We start from the raw sequence: 20,310 nt of genomic DNA, 5'->3' as shown, positions 1-20,310 counted from the left end.
GTTGCCTGCGCTAACCATTCTTAAGCGCGGTTAAGCTGCTCAATGATCGGTTTGTTCGGCTCAGGAAACTCTTCGGCCTTGAGCTGATGCTGATGCACCCAGCGCATTGGCTGCCCTTCTCGCCCATACGGCGTTTTATCCCAATCCGTCACCAGATAGAAATACAAGGTCACTATGCGATCGCTAAACCGATGATCGAGCTGGCAGAGTAATTCACAATCTCGCACTTCGATACCTGTCTCTTCCAGCAACTCACGATACAAGCCCTGCACGGGACTCTCATTAGCTTCAATTTTTCCACCTGGGAACTCCCATAAACCGGATAAATGTGAGTCACCACCGCGGCGAGTAATAAAAACCTCTCCCTCATCATTACGGATAATACCGACCGCAATGTGCAGATGCTTTAGGCTCATAGCTTATTCCTTTTATTCAAATTCTCGTCGCTATTGACAAGAAAAAGGGACACGCAAATGCGTATCCCTTATAGCCAACAGATCAATGTGCTACGCGATTAGCCTTGCAGACGACCATGGCACTGTTTGTATTTTTTACCAGAACCACATGGGCATGGATCGTTACGGCCCACTTTGCGCTCACCGGTCTGTGATGCCAGAGACTGTGCCGCTACGGTTTCATCGTCAACGTGGCTCAGTTGCTGCTGGCGAGCCAAACGTTCAGCCTCTTCACGACGCTGCTGCTCCATCGCTTCAACTTCTTCTGGCATGCGTACTTGAACCTTGCTCAGAACGCTGATCACTTCATATTTCAGTGATTCAAGCATGGCAGCAAACATCGCGAAGGATTCACGTTTGTATTCCTGCTTAGGATCTTTCTGCGCATAACCACGCAGATGAATACCCTGACGCAGATAATCCATCGCGGCCAAATGCTCTTTCCACAGGGAGTCCAGCGTTTGCAGCATCACGCCTTTCTCGAAGTTGCGCATCATTTCTACGCCCACAACTTCTTCTTTGCGCTGATACACTTCAACGGCCTGCTGGAAGATACGCTCACGCAGAGTTTCTTCATGCAGTTCTGGCTCTTTATCCAACCACTCTTTGATCGGCATTTCCAAATCAAAGTCGTTTTTCAGGCGCTCTTGCAGACCATCGATATCCCACATTTCTTCCAGCGACTGCGGTGGAATGTAAGTATCGAGAACCGTTTTAAATACGTCTTCACGAATGCTGGTGATGGTTTCGCTCACATCGCTCACATCCAGCAGTTCATTACGCTGGGAGTAAATGGCACGACGTTGGTCGTTTGCCACATCATCATATTCCAGTAATTGCTTACGAATATCGAAGTTACGGCTTTCCACTTTACGCTGCGCATTAGCAATCGCTTTAGTTACCCATGGATGCTCAATCGCTTCACCCGGTTTCATACCCAGTTTGCGCATCATGCCAGTGACACGGTCAGACGCGAAGATACGCATCAAGGCATCTTCCATAGACAGGTAGAAGCGAGAAGAACCGGCGTCACCCTGACGGCCCGCACGGCCACGTAGCTGGTTATCGATACGACGAGATTCATGACGCTCAGTACCGATGATATGCAAACCACCTGCAGCAAGAACCGCGTCGTGACGAATTTTCCACGCAGCTTTAATTTCTTCGATCTGCTCATCCGTCGGCTCAACCAGCTCGGCGACCTCAGTTTGCCAGCTACCCCCTAACACGATATCGGTACCACGTCCGGCCATGTTAGTGGCAATGGTCACAGCACTAGGTAGACCTGCGTTGGCAACAATATCCGCTTCTTTAGCATGGAACTTAGCGTTCAGAACGTTGTGCTTGATGCCTGCTTTAGTCAGTTCCTGAGAAACCACTTCCGATTTTTCGATGGAAATAGTACCAACCAGCACAGGTTGTCCGCGTTTGGTGCATTCGCGGATGTCTTCAATAATGGCTCCAATCTTTTCCATTTCCGTCATATAGACCAGATCAGGCATATCCTTACGGATCATTGGGCGGTTAGTAGGGACAACGATGGTATCCAACTTGTAAATGGAGCTAAATTCGAACGCTTCGGTATCTGCAGTACCGGTCATACCCGCCAGCTTTTCATACAGACGGAAGTAGTTCTGGAAGGTAATTGAAGCCAACGTTTGGTTTTCGTTTTGAATTTCAACGCCTTCTTTAGCTTCAACAGCCTGATGCAGGCCATCAGACCAGCGACGGCCTTGCATGGTACGCCCAGTATGTTCATCGACGATGATGACTTCGCCATCTTTAACAATGTAGTCAACGTCGCGGGTAAACAGCACATGCGCACGCAATGCCGCAGTAACATGATGCATCAGCATGATGTTCGCCGGAGAGTACAGTGACTCCCCTTCTTCCATAATGCCGGCTTCAACCAGCATTTCTTCAATCAAGATCAGACCGCGTTCGGTCAGGTTAACCTGACGACTTTTTTCATCAACGGAGAAGTGGCCTTCACCCTGGAAGGTGTCGGAGTCTTCTTTTTCCTGACGGATCAGTTTAGGGATCAGCTTGTTAACGCGGATGTACATCTCAGAGCTATCTTCAGCCGGACCAGAGATGATAAGCGGCGTACGCGCTTCGTCGATGAGAATGGAGTCAACCTCATCCACCAGCGCATAGTGCAGTTTGCGCTGAACGCGTTCTTCAGGGCTAAACGCCATGTTGTCACGCAGATAGTCAAAACCGTATTCGTTATTCGTACCATAGGTGATATCCGCAGCGTAGGCTGCGCGTTTCGCTGGCGCGGTCATACCCGGCAAGTTGATACCAACAGAAAGGCCGAGGAATTCGAACAGTGGACGGTTATTTTCGGCGTCACGCTGTGCCAAGTAGTCGTTCACGGTAACCACGTGCACGCCTTTGCCACTTAACGCATTCAGATAAGCAGGCAGAGTTGCCGTCAGCGTTTTACCTTCACCGGTACGCATTTCCGCGATACAGCGATCGTTCAGAACCATACCACCTAACAACTGCACGTCGAAGTGACGCATGCCAAATACGCGTTTACTCGCCTCGCGTACGGTTGCAAAGGCTTCTGGCAACAGGCTTTCTACCGTTGCACCTTTTGCCAAACGCTCGCGGAATTCGTTAGTTTTTGCTTTCAGTTCGTCGTCGGAGAGTTTTTCCATCTCCGGTTCCATCTGATTAATCAGAGCTACAGCTTTGCGCATACGGCGCAAGGTACGATCGTTACGACTACCAAAAACCTTGGTCAATAATTTGATTAACATAAGTCCTAATATCTCTTAGCGAGCGATACTTCACAATCGCCCAAATTTATAATGATGAGAGGGTAATACAAGCGATTAGATATAACGCAATTGCGGTCCAGCACGAATGCCTTGAACCTGAGCGACCCAAAGTGCTGGAGCATGCGCATTCGGCGCAGTATCCAACATGGGCATCAGTAGAACGGGGGTAGATGGCGTGATCGCTGGCTGTAACGTTAACAACGAGCTTAGAGAACTGAGTAAAACCAGTTGCTGAGCATGCAGCTCATCAACCTGAATATCATTAGCTGGTTCGGCAGTAACCTGCGGTGTCATTCGATAGCTTAAATGACGAATAGCCGTTCGCAGTGCGTGCTGGTGCCAATAGTCTATGGATTGGAAGCTACCGCGACGTTTGCTAGCCTGCAACCAAGAAAACTCATTGGTGTTGTGAGCGTTGATTAGGCGCTGCAAGCTGGTGGATGGGTCGGCAACCTTGGTCTGCTCAGTATTCGCTAACGCATTAGGCACGCCAAGCGTAGCCGCGACCATCCCCCAAAGGAGATGCGGCCAAAAATAGCGTCTGCCAAATTGTCGCCAACGATTGAGAATACCAATCACATTAAATTTCCGTGTTTCCACCACACATAGGCGGAAGATTTTACCATTATTATCATCAATCGACATCAGGATTAATCAATCACAGACGTGGGAAGCCATATTAATACGATAAAGACGGTATATTTTGCTTAGAAATGAAAAACAGAAATGAAGATAGCAGGAGAAAAAGAAAAAATAGGAATAAAAATTAGAACGACTGGCTTCATTAGCCGGAGAGAGTACTAACTCCGCCAGTCGTGATCAGAAACAGTCAGCGTTAAGCTAAAACTGTTGTTGGTGCACGGAATGCGATTGGCATTTCGGCATCATCTTCAAACGTTACGTATTCCCAAGCTTCCTGCTTAGCTAATACTGCTTGTAACAGTTTGTTGTTCAATGCATGACCTGATTTGTATGCGGTGAATGCACCAATGATGTTATGTCCACACATGAACAAGTCACCAATGGCATCCAGCATTTTGTGACGAACAAATTCGTCTTCAAAACGCAGACCATCTTCGTTGAGGACGCGATAATCGTCCACTACGATGGCACAATCGAAGCTACCGCCCAGGCACAACCCACGGGACTGTAAATATTCGATATCACGCATAAAACCAAAAGTACGTGCACGGCTAATCTGGCGCACAAACGATTCGGCGGAAAAATCCATCCGATAACGCTGTGAGCTGGAATCAATCGCTGGATGATTGAAGTCAATGGTAAAGTCTAAGCTGAAACCGTTATACGGAGACAGTTCAGCCCATTTATCACCATCTTCAACACGCACAGCCTGCTTCAAGCGAAGGAATTTCTTCGCGCAGTTCAGCTCTTCGATACCTGCTTCTAACAACAAATACACGAAAGGACTGGCGCTGCCATCCATGATAGGGATTTCTGCCGCGTCAACTTCAATAATTAAGTTGTCGATACCCAAGCCCGCTAATGCGGCGTTCAGATGTTCTACGGTAGAAATACGTACGTCATGCTCATTAACCAGGCAAGTACAGAGCATGGTATCACGCACGGATTTTGCATCAGCCGGAAAATCAACCGGTGGATTCAAGTCAGTGCGACGATAGATGACCCCGGTGTTAGCCGCGGCTGGGCGCATAGTCAGTGTGACCTTTTTGCCGGTATGAAGACCGACACCAGTCGCCTGAATAATACGTTTTAATGTCCGTTGTTTGATCATCGTTTTATCTCGCAGTGTTTATCCATCCAACCACCTCTAGCAAAGTAATTTTATACTAGGGGCGGCGGGACAGTTTAGCACAAAGAGCGGAGATGCCAAATATCTGAGCAAATTAGTCTGCTTGCTTACGCAAGAAGGCCGGAATATCCAGATAGTCAGGTTCTTTATTACTCCCCTGAGCAGTTTGGTCATTAACGACTTTCGCTGCTGCAGGTTTACTCTCTTGTGGCAACGGAGATAAGCCATGCTGCTGATAACGCTGGTCAATAACTGGCTGTGGAGCCTGTTTACTGGTAACCAGAGTGATCTCAGGACGCTTATCCATGCCGATACCGGTTGCAACGACGGTAACACGCAGTTCATCGTTCATCTCTGGATCCAGAGAAGTACCGATAACGACAGTTGCATTATCAGAAGCAAATGCGCGAATGGTGTTACCTACGGTTTCGAACTCATCCAAACGCAGGTCGAAGCCCGCGGTGATGTTAACCAGCACACCGCGTGCGCCAGACAGATCGATATCTTCTAACAGTGGAGAAGAGATAGCCATTTCAGCCGCTTCTTCTGCACGGTCCTCGCCACAGGCAATACCCGATCCCATCATGGCATAGCCCATTTCGGACATCACGGTACGCACGTCCGCAAAGTCAACGTTCATCAGACCTGGGCGTGTAATCAGTTCCGCAATACCCTGTACCGCACCTTTCAGTACGTCGTTAGCGGCGCCGAATGCGTCTAATAGGGAGATACCACGACCCAGAACTTTCAATAATTTGTCGTTCGGGATAGTGATCAGGGAATCCACGTGCTTGGACAGTTCAGCGATACCCTGCTCTGCAAACGCCATGCGCTTCTTGCCTTCAAAATTGAAAGGCTTAGTCACAACAGCAACAGTCAGAATACCTAAATCTTTAGCAACTTCAGCCACAACTGGCGCAGCACCGGTACCTGTACCGCCGCCCATGCCGGCTGCGATAAATACCATATCAGCGCCTTCCAATGCAGCTCGCAGACCTTCACGGTCTTCTTCTGCAGAGTTACGACCTACTTCTGGGTTCGCACCCGCCCCCAGACCTTTAGTGATTCCACTACCGATCTGAATGGTTTGGCCAACAGCCGTTTTACGCAACGCTTGAGCATCGGTGTTAACCGCGAAGAATTCAACGCCTTCGATACGCTCACGCACCATGTGCTCTACGGCGTTGCCACCGCCGCCGCCGACGCCGATGACTTTAATCACCGCGTCATTGGTTAATTCCATTGGTTCAAACATAGTTTCTCTCCGTTTTGTGCCTGTCGCTTCGAGATCATTAACGCGTAAGGATGATCTCTTTTTTTAAACATTAAAACTCTTTTCTCAGCCAGCCATTGATTTTCTTGAACCAATTGCCGACTGAAGCTCTTTTTTCTACTTCAGCCTCACCGCTAAGGTGCGACTCTTTTCCGTAATGCAGTAACCCAACCGCCGTTGAGTAGTAAGGTTCCTGCGCATAATCTGTCAGGCCGGTGATATTCAGAGGCTGTCCAATACGCACCTGCGTATGGAACACCTGTTGCGCACACGCTGCCAGTCCGTCGATCTGCGCGGCACCACCGGTCAAAACAATCCCTGCAGCCAGATGATGTTTTACACCCTGCTGGCGAAGCTGTTCCTGCAACTGCAGAATTTCATCATTCACCAGATTCAACAATTCGGTATAACGAGGCTCAATAACTTCAGCCAAGGTCTGACGTTGCAGGCTACGTGGCGGACGACCACCAACGCTTGGCACTTCAACGCTCTCGTCTTTGCTCACCAACGTTCCCATTGCACAACCGTAGCGAACCTTGATAGCTTCTGCGTCGGTTGGCGGAGTGCCGAATGCGTAGGCAATATCACTCGTGACCACATTGCCCGCATAAGGAATAACCTTGGTATGACGCAGGGCTCCACCGGTATAGACTGCCATATCCATGGTGCCACCGCCGATATCTACCACACAAACGCCCAGTTCGCGCTCATCTTCGGTCAATACAGCATAACTCGCTGCAAGTCCGGCAAAAATCAGTTGATCAACCTTGAGGCCACAGCGCTCAACGGCTTTGACAATATTCTTAGCCATATCATTATGGCAGGTAATCAGATGAACTTTAGCCTGCATACGCACGCCCGAGAGCCCAACCGGATTCTTGATGCCTTCTTGGTAGTCAATCGCATATTCCTGCGGAATAACATGCAGAACACGGTGCTCATCACGTACGCGAACGGACTTCGCGGTGTGGACAACGTTTTCTACATCTTCCAGCGTCACTTCTTCTTCGGAAATAGGAACCATCCCTATTTCGTTCTGGCAGCTGATATGTTTGCCAGATAGCGCTAAATAGACCGAAGAAATTTGGCAATCTGCCATCAATTCGGCTTGATCAATGGCACGCTGGACACACTTAACGACGGATTCCAGATCGTTAACGCCACCTTTGTCCATGCCACGGGATGGGCAACTCCCCACACCGATGATATTGACCATGCCATCGGGCAGAACTTCCCCTACCAGAGCGGCTACTTTTGCCGTTCCGATCTCCAGTCCAACTACCAGTTTTCTGTCCGTCGACTTGATCATTGTTGTTTAACCTGTGCCTGATTCTGTTGCTGATTAGCGTGTTGCTGTGTCTGCGTGTCAATCGGCGCTGGAGCCCATCCCACGGCTGCGCCGGTGTCATAGCGCAGATCAACGTAGCTAATACGTTGGTTTGTTGCCTGCGCCTGCTGCTGTAGCGCGGGATAAAGTTCCTCAAACCGCGCTAAGCGCCCAGATGGATCATCACGTCCCAGCTCAAGACGAATGTCATCCTCTAGACCTAACTGCCATGAGTGACGCGCACTCATTGACACCATTTTCAGCTTAAAGTTATTTTTCGCCAGTTCCTGACTCATTGAGCGATACCCTTCCAGCACATCATTTTCACTGCCTTCGGGACCATACAGCAGCGGCATTTTCTGCTGTATCGTACGCTCTGCCGGTACACTGAATGGCTTACCTTCAGCATCAACCAACCGTAAGTCATTCCAACGAGCAACTGGAACATACTCAACCAGATGAATTTTAAGTTCGTTAGGCCACTGCTTACGCACGCTAGCCTGCTTAATCCACGGTAAACGCTCTATCTGCTGTTGGATCACATCAACGTTCTGCGTCATAAATGTGCCAGGGGCACCCAATGACAAAATGGCCTGTCGGATATCGTCATTCTTAGTGAAATGACGCTCTCCAGTCACCACTAGCTTGGAGAGTGGCATACGGCTGGCGTCTTTCATCCAGCTCACCACCATCCAGCCACTAACCACGATTGAACCCAGTACGATTAATAAAAAAATCATACCAAACAAACGAATACCATTACTGCGACGCAGGCCTGCACCACTACGGCGTTGGCCTGAACCTGCCGGTTCACGGTCGCGAGTGTTCAGGGCTGCCTGCGACATATCAGTTAGCCAGCTCCAAGATGCGGGCAACTAGCTGAGAGAAGCTCAGCCCAGACTGACGCGCCGCCATTGGAACCAAACTATGACTAGTCATACCCGGAGCCGTATTCACTTCCAGCAGATAGAATTCGCCATCGCTATCCATCATGACGTCCACGCGCCCCCAGCCACTGCAGTCGAGCGACTTATAAGCTTTACGTGCCAACTCGGCTAGTTCGCGTTCGCGATCTTCGCTCAAACCACTTGGACAGAAGTATTCGGTCTTATCAGACAAATACTTAGCCTCATAATCATAGAATACTCCCGGCGCTTGTATACGAATCGACGGTAAAATCTCTTCACCCAAGAAGGCGACGGTGTATTCGGGACCACTCAGCCATTTCTCTACCAGAACATCATCATCATGACGGAAGGCTTCTACGAGGGCATCATCAAACTCACTGGCATCGCTCACCTTGCTCATACCAACGCTAGAACCTTCGCGGCTTGGCTTAACAATCAGCGGTAAACCTAACGCATTCAATGCAACCAGCATCTCTTGCGTTAAGCCTTCGTCAAACTGTGCACGACTGATAGCAACAAAAGGCGAAACAGGCAGGCCTGATGCTTGCCAAACCAGCTTGGTACGCAGCTTATCCATCGTTAAGGCGGAGGCCATCACACCACTACCGGTATAAGGCAGTTGCAAAAACTCCAAAACGCCTTGCAGAGTTCCGTCTTCGCCACCACGGCCATGAAGGGCGATAAAGACTTTGTCATATCCTGCATCTTTCAACTGCGTCGCAGGGAAGTCTTTAATATCAACCGGATGCGCATCAATACCGGCCTCTATCAGACCCTTTAATACCGCTTGGCCTGACTGCAAAGACACTTCACGCTCTGCGGAGGTACCACCCAGTAATACAGCAACTTTCTCAGCCATGATGTTTTTCATCCGTACTTGTTCTGTCAACGTTAATCGGCTGCAGTTTCTGCTCAGCCAAAGTTCGCGCCACTTTGCCGATATTTCCTGCGCCCTGAGTCAAAATCAGGTCGTCATTTTGTAAAAACTGTGCCAGCGTTGCTGGCAAGGTTGCAGCGTCGGAAACCAAAACTGGATCCAACTTGCCGCGGCCGCGAATGGTGCGACACAATGAACGGCTATCAGCTCCCGGAATAGGCGTCTCGCCAGCGGAATAAACATCCAACATCAGCAATACGTCAACTTGAGACAACACATTTGCAAAATCGTCATACAGGTCACGAGTACGAGTGAAACGATGAGGCTGAAAAATCATCACCAGACGACGATTAGGCCATCCCGCACGAGCGGCTTTAATGGTGGCATCCACCTCGGTAGGATGATGTCCGTAGTCATCAACCAGCATCGCTTTACCTTCTTTGCCGTTCACATTCTCGAGCGCATACTCGCCGAGGAAATCAAAGCGGCGCCCGGTGCCCTGGAAGCCCTCTAACGCACGTAGAATGTCCTCATCCGCAATCCCTTCTTCTGTCGCAACAGAAACGGCTGCTGCCGCATTCAAAGCGTTATGGCGCCCTGGCGCATTTAGCGTTACCGCCAAACGAGGCTTATCCTGACGACAGATAAAGAACGTTCCCTGAGCGCCATTCTGCTGGTACGACTCAATACGTACATCCGCATCTTCGCTGAAGCCATAGGTCGTAATATGACGACCAACACGCGGCAGTAGCTCACGCACGACAGGATCGTCAATACACATCACTGCACGGCCATAAAACGGTAAATTGTGCAGGAAGTTGATAAACGTCTGCTTCAAATTTTCGAAGTCGCCATGATAAGTATCCATATGATCGGCTTCAATATTTGTTACCACAGCCACCATTGGCTGCAAGTGCAGGAACGATGCATCACTTTCATCTGCTTCCGCAATCAGATAACGACTAGAACCTAAACGCGCGTGTGTGCCAGCGGCTTTGACTAATCCACCGTTCACAAACGTCGGATCTAAACCTGCCTCGGCATAAATACTGGAAACCATCGCCGTGGTGGTCGTTTTACCGTGAGTACCCGCAATCGCAATACCATGGCGAAAACGCATCAGCTCAGCGAGCATTTCCGCACGGCGAATCACAGGAATACGCGCTTCACGTGCGGCAACAATCTCTGGGTTATCCGCAGAGATTGCCGTTGAAACCACCACAACGCTCGCATCTTTGACATTCTCAGGGCGATGGTGGAAATAAATCTGCGCGCCCAGCTCAGTGAGCTGCTGCGTGACGGGATTCGGTGCTAAATCAGAACCGCTAATTTGATAACCTTCGTTAGCCAACACTTCGGCAATACCGCCCATGCCAGCACCGCCGATGCCGACAAAGTGAATGTGCCGGACGCGACGCATCTCAGGCACCATGGTACGCAGTTTCGCGAGCTGTTGAGTATTTACGTTCTTATTCACTGTTTCTCAGTTCTGTCATTTTGGCCGGAGTTATTGAATAAACGGTTATCAAATAAACTGTTATCAAACGAACTCCCGCTCAGCGGTAAATTATTTCGCAACTTCACAAATCACGGCGGCAACACGTTCAGTCGCATCCGGAATTGCGGCAGCGCGAGCTTTCTCTGCCATTTCTAATAGGGTCTGACGATCCCATCCAGCCAACGTCGCTGTGACTGACTCCACGGTAAGCTGTGGCTGTTCAATAATTTTTGCAGCACCAGCTTGCTCCAACGGCAACGCGTTCCAATATTGCTGGCGATCTTTGTGCATAAAAGGCACAAATAACGCGGGAAGGCCCGCTGCAGCAATTTCACTCACGGTTAGAGCTCCTGAGCGGCATACCACGACGTCCGCCCAGTCATAGGCCGCAGCCATGTCATCAATAAACTCGGTCACCTTGTGCTGCGTCTGCCCAGCTTTCTCATAGTCGGCCAATACCGCCGGCAATGCGCCCTTACCGACCTGATGCCACAACGTAATTCTATCACCCAGTTGTTCCGCAACTTTTGGCATCGTCTGGTTTAAGATCCGCGCACCTTGGCTGCCACCCACCACCAGAACGCGAATCGGCCCCATTCGGCCGGCTAAACGTTGCTGAGGTATTGGTAGTGCTAAGACGTCTTCACGCACCGGATTACCCACTACCGGAGCGTTAGGAAATGCGCCGGGGAAAGCCTGCAATACACGCTTGGCAATCTTGGACAGCCAGCGGTTAGTTAAACCTGCAATCCCGTTTTGCTCATGCAGTACAACAGGAATTCCACATAGCCACGCAGCCAAACCACCGGGGCCGGAAACATACCCGCCCATCCCTAACACGGCATCGGGCTGATACGCTTTCATAATCGCTTTAGCCTGACGAACCGCGCGGAAAATACGCACCGGAGCACCCAACTGAGCTTTTAAACCTTTGCCACGCAGGCCAGAAATCTGAATAAAATCAATTTCAATACCATGCTGTGGAACCAACTGTGCTTCCATACGATCGGCGGTACCTAACCAGCGAACCTGCCATCCTTGAGCCTGCAAATAATGTGCGACAGCCAAACCAGGAAAAACGTGTCCCCCAGTGCCGCCAGCCATCACCATCAGGCGTTTATTCTTTTGACGATCAGTATTGCTACTCATCGGGCACTCCTTACTACCGCCTGCGCTTTCTCCAGACGGGTTTCATAATCTATGCGTAACAGCAATACCAATGCGGTCGACATAATAAGCAAACTGGAGCCACCGTAACTAATCAGCGGCAGCGTTAGTCCTTTAGTCGGCAACATCCCCGCAGCGGCGCCAACGTTCACCAGTGCCTGAAAACTAAACCAAATACCTATGGCGCAGGCTAAAAAACCAGAAAAACGCTGATCGGCCTCTAATGCACGGCGTCCAATAGACATCGCACGAAAAGCCACGAAGAATACCATTAACAAAGCGAGAACCACACCGAAATACCCAAGTTCCTCGCCTAAAATAGAGAAAATAAAATCGGTATGCGCCTCGGGTAAATACTCCAGTTTCTGAACTGAGTTACCTAAGCCTTGTCCCCAAAATTCTCCGCGACCAAAAGCCATCAAAGATTGTGTTAGCTGATAACCACTACCGAACGGATCGGCCCATGGATTCCAAAACGAAGTAACACGTCGCATACGGTAAGGTTCAGCAATAATCAGTAGCACTACGGCAAAAATACCGGATCCGATGATCGCCAAGAACTGCCACATTTTGGCACCCGCCAAAAACAACAGACCGAGCGTAGTCACAAACAGCACAACTACCGTCCCCAAATCGGGCTGGGCCAACAGCAACACGGCTAATACCACCATCACGCCCATCGGCTTACAGAAACCCCAAAAATTCGAACGGACCTCTTCTACTTTGCGCACCAGATAGCTCGATAGGTAGCAAAACAGCGCCAGTTTGGAGATCTCAGCAGGCTGAATTCGCAGCGGGCCAAAAGCAATCCAGCGAGATGCACCGTTAACCGAGCTTCCCACCACCAGAACAATGAGCAACATCGCAACGGACGCTAACAAAAGTGCGTTACTGTAACGCTGCCAAATTTCCATTGGCACGCGTAATGTCACCATGGCTAAACCAAACGCCAAAGCCAGATAAAGCGCATCACGTTTTGCGAACAGGAATGGATCGTCTGCCAAACGCTGGCCAATCGGCATTGAGGCTGACGTCACCATAATAAAACCAACGGCAGCCAACCCAAAGGTCAGCCAAAGCAGCGTACGGTCATATAACACCACCATCGCGGCATCGCTTTCACCTGCGCCCATCACCCATTCACGAAAACGGGTGATAATACCGAAATGCGGCAGTGATAATCTTGGACGAGGTAACCGTGGGAGTCTCAAGCGCATCAGCCAAGCTCCTTGGCTAAGCGGCTAAACTCATCGCCGCGTTGTTCAAAGCTTTTAAACTGGTCGAGGCTGGCACAGGCAGGAGAAAGCAGAACCATATCGCCAGACTTCACTCTAGTTGCAATAATACGCATGGCCTGTTCCATGGTTTCAGTCTGCTCGGCAACCTCTGGACGGAGTGCGGCAAGCTGTTCGCCATCGCGACCAAAGCAGTACAAACGGACGTTATCACCCTGTAGGTATTGCGCTAAAGAGCTAAAATCTGCCGATTTACCATCGCCACCCAGCAGAAGATGCAAAGTGCCATCGACGTGCAGGCCATTCAATGCCGCCTCGGTGCTACCCACATTGGTTGCCTTCGAATCGTTGATCCAACGTACGCCGTTATGATCCAGTGAAAGCTGGAAACGATGAGCCAAGCCAGTGAATGTAGTTAGCGCTTTCAGGCTAGAGGCGCGCGGAATACCCACAGCATCAGCCAACGCCAATGCGGCCAACGCATTCGTAAAGTTATGCTTTCCGGTGATTTTCATTTCACGTGTGTTCAGGATCTTTTCCCCACGCACACGCAGCCAGATTTCACCCTGTTGACGGTTCAAATGATAATCACCAACATCAGCGCCAAAACTGACACAGCGAGAGTCAGCTCCGCGGATGGGCATCGTCAAGGCATCGTCAGAATTCACAACGCACACTTTCGCATTTTCATAGACTCGTAGCTTTGCGGCGCGATACTGCTGCAAACCCAGCGGATAGCGATCCATGTGATCCTCGGTAACATTAAGGATCGTCGCAGCAGCAGCGCGCAAGCTGGTCGTGGTTTCAAGTTGAAAACTAGAAAGCTCAAGCACATAGAGATCGCACTCTTGCTTAAGCAGCATCAGAGCCGGCAGACCAATATTTCCACCCACGCCAACGCTCCAGCCTGCAGACTTCGCCATTTCTCCCACCAGCGTCGTCACGGTACTTTTTCCGTTAGACCCCGTAATAGCAACAATGGGCGCCTGAGCTTCACGGCAAAACAGTTCGATATCCCCTACGATTTCAACGCCCGCCTCAGCGGCAACGCTCAGCGCAGGGGACGCCAGAGCGATGCCTGGGCTAGCCACGATGAGATCGGCGTCCAGTAACCACTCTTGGTTCATATCTCCTAGATGGCGCTCGACGTTTTCCGGCAGCTTGTCCAGCCCCGGCGGAGACAAACGGGTATCAATAACGCGCGGCGTAACGCCACGCGCCATAAAGAAATCAACACACGACAGGCCAGTAAGGCCTAGGCCGATAATGACGACTTTCTTACCCTGATAGTCCACCATATTAACGCACCTTCAAGGTTGCTAGGCCAATCAGCACCAGCATCAGAGAGATAATCCAGAAACGCACGATAACGCGAGGTTCTGGCCAGCCTTTCAACTCATAGTGATGGTGAATGGGTGCCATTCGGAAAATACGCTGTCCGCGCAATTTGAAGCTGCCGACCTGCAAAATAACCGACAGTGTTTCCATCACGAACACACCGCCCATAATCACCAACAGGAACTCCTGACGCAGCAGAACAGCAATCGTACCCAGTGCCCCACCTAAGGCCAGAGAGCCGACGTCTCCCATGAAGACCTGAGCCGGATAGGTGTTAAACCAAAGGAATCCAAGTCCAGCCCCCACGATCGCGGTACATACAATCACTAACTCCCCCGCATGGCGCAGGTAAGGGATATGCAGGTACGCCGCAAAATTCATGTTACCGGTTGCCCACGCCACCAGCCCCATCCCCGCTGCAACAAAGACCGTAGGCATGATAGCCAAACCATCTAACCCATCGGTCAAATTAACCGCGTTACTGGTGCCAACGATGACGAAGTAGCTCAATAAGATGTAGAGCAGGCCCAGCTGCGGCATAACGTCTTTGAAGAAGGGAACCACCAGCTCAGTGGCTGGAGTGCCTTTACCGATGGAGTACATAGCAAAGGACACCACCAACGCAATCACCGACTGCCAGAAATATTTCCAGCGAGCAATCAAGCCCTTAGTGTTTTTGCGCACCACTTTGCGGTAATCATCGACAAAACCAACAACACCATAACCAAGCAGTACGAACAGCACACACCACACATATGGATTGGAAGGATATGCCCACATCAGCACGGAAATAGTGATAGACGTGAGGATCATCAGGCCCCCCATCGTCGGTGTACCACGTTTACTGAAATGCGATTCAGGTCCGTCGTTACGAACAACTTGACCAAAAGACATTTTTTGCAGACGAGCAATCATTCGCGGCCCAATCCATAGGGACAGGAACAGCGCGGTCAGTAAGCTGACGATGGCGCGAAACGTCAGATAGGAAAAGACGTTAAAACCGGAATAGTATTTGACCAAGTGTTCGGCCAGCCAGACTAACATGATTGATTCTCCTGCATTTCCTGCACAGATAAGCCTCGTACTACCTGCTCCATAGCGGCACTACGTGAACCTTTAACTAAAATGGTGATCGCCGCATGTTCGCATAACAGGTTTTTCAGGCGCTCAATCAGAGCCGTTTTGTCCGTGAAATGTTCACCACAACCACTGGTCTCGCTGATGAGATGGCTCAAGCGGCCAACGCTCAGCACTTTATCAATCCCCGCTTCGCGGGCCGCAATGCCCACCTGACGGTGACAGTCTTCTTCTTCCGTGCCCAGCTCCCCCATATCGCCCACCACCATCACTCGGTAACCGGGCATAGAACCAAGCACCTGTGCTGCGGCGGTCATTGAGCCTACGTTCGCGTTGTAGGTATCATCAAGGATCAGCTGCTGTGCATTTAAACGAATCGGGAACAGTCGACCCGGAACCGCTTTTAACTCACTCAGTCCCTGCCGTACGTTCTCTAGCGTTGCCCCCACGGACATCGTCAGCGCGGTCGCCGCCAACGCATTCGCAACATTATGGCGACCTGGCAACGGTAGAATGACTGGAACAGTACCAAACGGCGTATGCAGCTCAAATTCGGTACCTTGATGCGTTATACGCACGTCGCTAGCAAAGAAATCTACCGCCTCCGCTGCCTGCGGCGAGAAACGCCATACGCGTTGGTGGGTGATCTTTTCTTGCCAGTGCGGCCAATCATTGCTATCAGCGTTGATGATGGCCGTTCCATTTGACGTTAAACCATCAAATATCTCGCCCTTAGCCTTCGCGACTCCGGCCAAAGAGCCAAATCCTTCTAGATGAGCCGCGGCGAGATTATTGACCAGCGCGCTTTCCGGCTTAACCAGATTGACCGTATAGGCAATTTCACCGACGTGATTAGCCCCCAGCTCGACCACAGCAAACTCATGCTCTGGTTCAAGGCGCAATAACGTCAGCGGCACACCGATGTCGTTATTAAAATTACCCGCGGTATACAGCACGTTACCGCACTGGCGCAGAATTTCTGCGCTCATCTCTTTCACTGAGGTTTTACCGGATGATCCCGTCAACGCAATAATACGAGCCGGCATTTGCTGGCGTATCCATGCACCGAGTAAGCCCAGCGCGATATGGGTATCAGCTACCACAATCTGCGGTGCATCAATGGGTAAGCGCTTACTTACCAACAAAGCCCCTGCGCCTTTTGCTACGGCATCCGCAGCAAAGTCATGGGCATCGAATTTTTCACCTTTTAGCGCGATAAACAGGCAGCCATCAGTCAGCTTGCGTGTATCGGTGACAACATCGCTAATCTGCGTGTCTGCGCCTATCAATTGGCCGTTTACAGCCAGTGCAACAGCCTGCAAGGAAACGGGGATCATGCTATCACCCCCAGCAGACGCGCAACGGTCACACGATCGGAATAGTCCAAGCGACGGTTACCCACTAACTGGTAATCTTCGTGGCCTTTGCCAGCAACCAGAATCACATCATCAGGCTTCGCCTGCATGATCGCGCCGGTCACCGCTTCAGCGCGGCCAGAAATCGCCTGCGCATGCCCAGCATCGAGCATACCGTTGAGAATATCGGCCATAATGGCTCGAGGCTCTTCGCTACGAGGATTATCATCAGTCACTACAACACGATCCGCATATTGCTCGGCAATGCCCCCCATGAGTGGGCGCTTACCTTTATCACGATCGCCACCGCAGCCAAAGACGCACCACAGTTGCCCTTTACAGTGCAGACGAGCAGCTTCGAGGGCTTTTTCCAGCGCATCCGGCGTATGGGCGTAATCGACAACGACGGTAGGTTTTCCTGGTGCAGTGAAAACTTCCATACGACCACATACTGGCTGCAGCTGGGATGAAGTTGTGCACAGCACATCCAATGGATAACCAAGCGCCAGCATCGTTGCCGCGGCCACCAGCAGGTTGCTCACGTTAAATGCGCCCATCAGGCGGCTTTCCAGCACACCCTTACCCCATGACGAATCAAAACTGATGCTTGCACCGCTATCGTGATAGTCAACTTGGCTTGCAGAAACCCAGCGTCCAGCCCAGTTCTCCGGCAGACGCTGTTCCATGGTGACAGCTACCGCATCCGGTGACTTAGCCAACCAACGCTGACCGACTTCATCATCGGCATTAATAATCTTTTCACCGCTGTGATGGGTTGAGAACAGCAGCCATTTAGCCTGTTCGTAGTGCTCCATATCGCCATGATAATCAAGGTGATCGCGGCTCAGATTTGTGAACGCAGAAGCTGCAAACGGCAGCGCCGCGACACGATCCTGAACCAGACCATGCGAGGAGACTTCCATCGCTGCCAGCGTAGCGCCTTGAGATACCAGACTACGCAACAGGTGTTGAACATCAACGGCTGAACCGGTGGTGTTCTCGCTTGGATGAACCTGCCCTAACAAACCATTTCCTACGGTTCCCATCACCGCGCTAGTTTCACCTAACAACTGCCCCCACTGCGCCAGTAGTTGCGTAATGGTTGTTTTACCGTTGGTACCCGTCACGCCGATTAAGCGTAAATCAGCACCTGGCTGATGGTAAAAGCGGCCTGCCAGCGCCGAAAGACGCTGATTTAACTGACTCAGGTAAATGACGGGAATACCATGGCTCTCACGAATGGTGCCATCTTCTGCTTCCCCATCTGCCTCTGCGATGACTGCAGCAACGCCTTGCGCTATCGCTTGCGGAATATAATGGCGACCATCTGCGGTGTGGCCAACAATCGCCACAAACAGATCGCCCGCAGCCGCAATGCGGCTGTCTAATGTCATTTCTCGCAAAACGCGCTCCGGAGCATCTGCTACCCAAGGAGCCAAAAGCGCGCGCAAATTACGATCTGCCACCTGAACCCTCTTTTTTATTGTTCGCTAATTCGTTTTTATCACCCGTGGGCAACGCGTCCGGCTCAACGTTCATGGTGCGCAGTACGCCACCCATGATAGCGCCAAAGATCGGGGCGGATACCGCACCACCGTAATACTTCCCTGCCTGCGGATCGTTGATGACCACAACCAGAGCAAATCGAGGATTACTCGCTGGCGCTACGCCTGCGGTGTAAGCAATGTACTTATCAACATAACGGCCATCAGGGCCTACTTTCTTCGCCGTACCGGTTTTAATCGCAATACGGTAGCCTTTAATGGCGGCTTTAGTACCACCACCACCCGGCAACGCTACGCTTTCCATCATATGTACGACCGTACGCACAATTGGCTCAGGGAACACACGCTCACCTGGCACCGGCGGATCGACTTTTGTTATCGACAGCGGGCGATAGATACCCAAGCTGCCAATCGTTGCATAGACACGTGCTAGCTGTAACGGCGTTACCATCAGCCCATATCCGAAAGAAAAGGTGGCCCTCTCTATGTCAGACCACCGTTGTTTTTTTGGGTACATGCCACTGCTTTCTCCGACCAGCCCCAAATTGGTCGCCTTACCCAATCCAAAGTGCGAGTAGGTTTCTACCAGCGCAGAGGACGGCATCGCTAACGCCAGCTTTGATACACCAACGTTACTCGATTTCTGGAGAATCCCCGTGATAGAGAGTTCTGCATAGCGGGCAACGTCTTTAATCTGGTGCCCGTTAACAAAATAGGGGAGCGTATTCAGTACGCTGTTCTCTTTCACCACGTTGTGTTGCAACGCGGTCATGACTACCATCGGTTTTACCGTAGAACCTGGCTCGAAAATATCGGTGATAGCGCGGTTACGCATGGCCTCTTTTGGCGTATCTGCTAGATTGTTCGGGTTGTATGAAGGGCTATTAGCCATCGCCAATACTTCACCCGTGTTCACATCAACCAACACCGCAGTACCCGATTCGGCTTTGTTAAATGCGACGGCATTGTTCAGTTCACGGTAAACCAGCGCTTGTAAACGTTCATCAATACTGAGGGCAAGATTATGAGCGGCCTGACTGTCAACGGACGAAATATCTTCAATAACGCGACCAAAGCGGTCTTTGCGAACGGTACGCTCGCCGGGCTGGCCAGTTAACCAACGGTCAAAGCTTTTTTCAACGCCTTCAATCCCCTGACCATCAATGTTGGTCACCCCGATAATGTGAGCAGTCACTTGCCCTGCAGGGTAATAACGGCGAGACTCTTGCTTTTGGAAAATGCCTGGAAGTTTGAGTTTGTGGATGTAATCAGCCATCGCCGGGTTAACCTGACGCGCCAAATAAACGAAACGGCCTTTGGGGTTGGCGTTGATACGCGCAGCCATTTTGTCTAGCGGCATTTCTAATGCATCAGCCAACGCTTTCCAACGGGTATCTAAGGTGATACCACCGTGTTCGTTCACTTCTTTCGGATCAGCCCAAATCGCATTTACCGGCACACTCACCGCGAGCGGTCGCCCAGCCCTGTCGCTGATCATTCCACGCGAAGTGAGGATAGGCTGAGTTCTTAGTGAACGCGCATCGCCTTCACGCACCAAACGGTCGGGGTTAATCACCTGTAGATAGGCAACTCGTCCTAATAAACCCATTAATGCAATAAATATGCACCCGCAGAGCAACGCAAAACGCCAGCTGACAAAGCTGGCCTGATCTTCCTGACGCTTTAACTTTCCGGGTCGCACTGCTTTCATTGATTACACATTTACCTACGTCAA

The 20,310-nt window shown here is 50.8% G+C and carries 16 protein-coding genes; all 16 read right to left on the bottom strand.

Annotation, left to right across the window (positions count from 1 at the left end; genetic code table 11):
* Positions 1-20 precede the first annotated feature (20 nt).
* A complete protein-coding gene (mutT, locus tag M988_RS03630) occupies positions 21-416 on the bottom strand; it encodes an 8-oxo-dGTP diphosphatase MutT (protein ID WP_008814589.1) in 396 nt (131 codons plus the stop codon).
* A 98-nt stretch (positions 417-514) separates the two neighbouring features.
* A complete protein-coding gene (secA, locus tag M988_RS03625; RefSeq protein WP_004094534.1) occupies positions 515-3,223 on the bottom strand; it encodes a preprotein translocase subunit SecA in 2,709 nt (902 codons plus the stop codon).
* Positions 3,224-3,298: 75 nt separating this feature from the next.
* Positions 3,299-3,823, bottom strand: coding sequence for a secA translation cis-regulator SecM (gene secM / locus M988_RS03620; RefSeq protein WP_039190226.1), 525 nt, complete (start codon positions 3,821-3,823; stop codon positions 3,299-3,301).
* 256 nt (positions 3,824-4,079) lie between these two features.
* On the bottom strand, positions 4,080-4,997 hold the full coding sequence (gene lpxC / locus M988_RS03615) for a UDP-3-O-acyl-N-acetylglucosamine deacetylase (RefSeq protein WP_004094538.1): 918 nt from the start codon (positions 4,995-4,997) through the stop codon (positions 4,080-4,082).
* 112 nt (positions 4,998-5,109) lie between these two features.
* Entirely contained in the window at positions 5,110-6,270 is a 1,161-nt protein-coding gene (gene ftsZ / locus M988_RS03610; RefSeq protein ID WP_004094540.1) for a cell division protein FtsZ, read from the bottom strand.
* A 70-nt stretch (positions 6,271-6,340) separates the two neighbouring features.
* Entirely contained in the window at positions 6,341-7,597 is a 1,257-nt protein-coding gene (ftsA, locus tag M988_RS03605) for a cell division protein FtsA (protein WP_004094542.1), read from the bottom strand.
* Complete coding sequence (gene ftsQ / locus M988_RS03600; RefSeq protein WP_008814591.1) at positions 7,594-8,460, bottom strand: cell division protein FtsQ; 867 nt, start codon at positions 8,458-8,460, stop codon at positions 7,594-7,596. The genes ftsA and ftsQ overlap by 4 nt, the downstream gene beginning before the upstream one ends.
* 1 nt (position 8,461) lies before the next feature.
* On the bottom strand, positions 8,462-9,382 hold the full coding sequence (locus tag M988_RS03595) for a D-alanine--D-alanine ligase (protein ID WP_008814592.1): 921 nt from the start codon (positions 9,380-9,382) through the stop codon (positions 8,462-8,464).
* Complete coding sequence (gene murC, locus M988_RS03590) at positions 9,375-10,832, bottom strand: UDP-N-acetylmuramate--L-alanine ligase (protein WP_039190229.1); 1,458 nt, start codon at positions 10,830-10,832, stop codon at positions 9,375-9,377. Before murC ends, M988_RS03595 begins: the two co-directional genes overlap by 8 nt.
* A gap of 135 nt (positions 10,833-10,967) precedes the next feature.
* A complete protein-coding gene (gene murG, locus M988_RS03585) occupies positions 10,968-12,047 on the bottom strand; it encodes an undecaprenyldiphospho-muramoylpentapeptide beta-N-acetylglucosaminyltransferase (protein WP_008814594.1) in 1,080 nt (359 codons plus the stop codon).
* Positions 12,044-13,198, bottom strand: coding sequence for a cell division protein FtsW (gene ftsW / locus M988_RS03580; RefSeq protein ID WP_233454444.1), 1,155 nt, complete (start codon positions 13,196-13,198; stop codon positions 12,044-12,046). The genes murG and ftsW overlap by 4 nt, the downstream gene beginning before the upstream one ends.
* An 83-nt stretch (positions 13,199-13,281) precedes the next feature.
* The gene (murD, locus tag M988_RS03575) at positions 13,282-14,598 is read right to left on the bottom strand and encodes a UDP-N-acetylmuramoyl-L-alanine--D-glutamate ligase (protein ID WP_008814596.1); all 1,317 of its coding nucleotides are present in this window, start codon (positions 14,596-14,598) and stop codon (positions 13,282-13,284) included.
* Between the two features lies 1 nt (position 14,599).
* Positions 14,600-15,682, bottom strand: coding sequence for a phospho-N-acetylmuramoyl-pentapeptide-transferase (gene mraY, locus M988_RS03570; protein WP_004094552.1), 1,083 nt, complete (start codon positions 15,680-15,682; stop codon positions 14,600-14,602).
* Positions 15,676-17,052 (bottom strand): UDP-N-acetylmuramoyl-tripeptide--D-alanyl-D-alanine ligase, encoded by a 1,377-nt coding sequence (gene murF, locus M988_RS03565; protein WP_008814597.1) that lies wholly within the window; start codon positions 17,050-17,052, stop codon positions 15,676-15,678. Before murF ends, mraY begins: the two co-directional genes overlap by 7 nt.
* Positions 17,049-18,536: a UDP-N-acetylmuramoyl-L-alanyl-D-glutamate--2,6-diaminopimelate ligase gene (murE, locus tag M988_RS03560; protein WP_064572871.1), complete on the bottom strand. Its 1,488-nt coding sequence runs from the start codon at positions 18,534-18,536 to the stop codon at positions 17,049-17,051. Before murE ends, murF begins: the two co-directional genes overlap by 4 nt.
* Positions 18,523-20,286 carry a peptidoglycan glycosyltransferase FtsI gene (locus M988_RS03555; RefSeq protein WP_008814599.1) on the bottom strand — a complete coding sequence of 588 codons (1,764 nt, stop codon included), beginning with the start codon at positions 20,284-20,286 and terminating at the stop codon, positions 18,523-18,525. Before M988_RS03555 ends, murE begins: the two co-directional genes overlap by 14 nt.
* Positions 20,287-20,310: the final 24 nt, after the last annotated feature.

The sequence above is a fragment of the Hafnia paralvei ATCC 29927 genome (assembly GCF_001655005.1).
Classification (GTDB): Bacteria; Pseudomonadota; Gammaproteobacteria; order Enterobacterales; family Enterobacteriaceae; genus Hafnia; species Hafnia paralvei.
This window is presented reverse-complemented; position numbering and strand designations above follow the sequence as displayed.

Excerpts from the sequence above, each read along its gene's own strand:
- mutT (WP_008814589.1), bottom strand. The coding sequence starts at position 416 with ATGAGCCTAAAGCATCTGCACATTGCGGTCGGTATTATCCGTAATGAT.
- secA (WP_004094534.1), bottom strand. The coding sequence starts at position 3,223 with ATGTTAATCAAATTATTGACCAAGGTTTTTGGTAGTCGTAACGATCGT.
- lpxC (WP_004094538.1), bottom strand. The coding sequence starts at position 4,997 with ATGATCAAACAACGGACATTAAAACGTATTATTCAGGCGACTGGTGTC.
- ftsZ (WP_004094540.1), bottom strand. The coding sequence starts at position 6,270 with ATGTTTGAACCAATGGAATTAACCAATGACGCGGTGATTAAAGTCATC.
- ftsA (WP_004094542.1), bottom strand. The coding sequence starts at position 7,597 with ATGATCAAGTCGACGGACAGAAAACTGGTAGTTGGACTGGAGATCGGA.
- ftsQ (WP_008814591.1), bottom strand. The coding sequence starts at position 8,460 with ATGTCGCAGGCAGCCCTGAACACTCGCGACCGTGAACCGGCAGGTTCA.
- M988_RS03595 (WP_008814592.1), bottom strand. The coding sequence starts at position 9,382 with ATGGCTGAGAAAGTTGCTGTATTACTGGGTGGTACCTCCGCAGAGCGT.
- murC (WP_039190229.1), bottom strand. The coding sequence starts at position 10,832 with ATGGTGCCTGAGATGCGTCGCGTCCGGCACATTCACTTTGTCGGCATC.
- murG (WP_008814594.1), bottom strand. The coding sequence starts at position 12,047 with ATGAGTAGCAATACTGATCGTCAAAAGAATAAACGCCTGATGGTGATG.
- ftsW (WP_233454444.1), bottom strand. The coding sequence starts at position 13,198 with ATGGGCGCAGGTGAAAGCGATGCCGCGATGGTGGTGTTATATGACCGT.
- murD (WP_008814596.1), bottom strand. The coding sequence starts at position 14,598 with ATGGTGGACTATCAGGGTAAGAAAGTCGTCATTATCGGCCTAGGCCTT.
- mraY (WP_004094552.1), bottom strand. The coding sequence starts at position 15,682 with ATGTTAGTCTGGCTGGCCGAACACTTGGTCAAATACTATTCCGGTTTT.
- murF (WP_008814597.1), bottom strand. The coding sequence starts at position 17,052 with ATGATCCCCGTTTCCTTGCAGGCTGTTGCACTGGCTGTAAACGGCCAA.
- M988_RS03555 (WP_008814599.1), bottom strand. The coding sequence starts at position 20,286 with ATGAAAGCAGTGCGACCCGGAAAGTTAAAGCGTCAGGAAGATCAGGCC.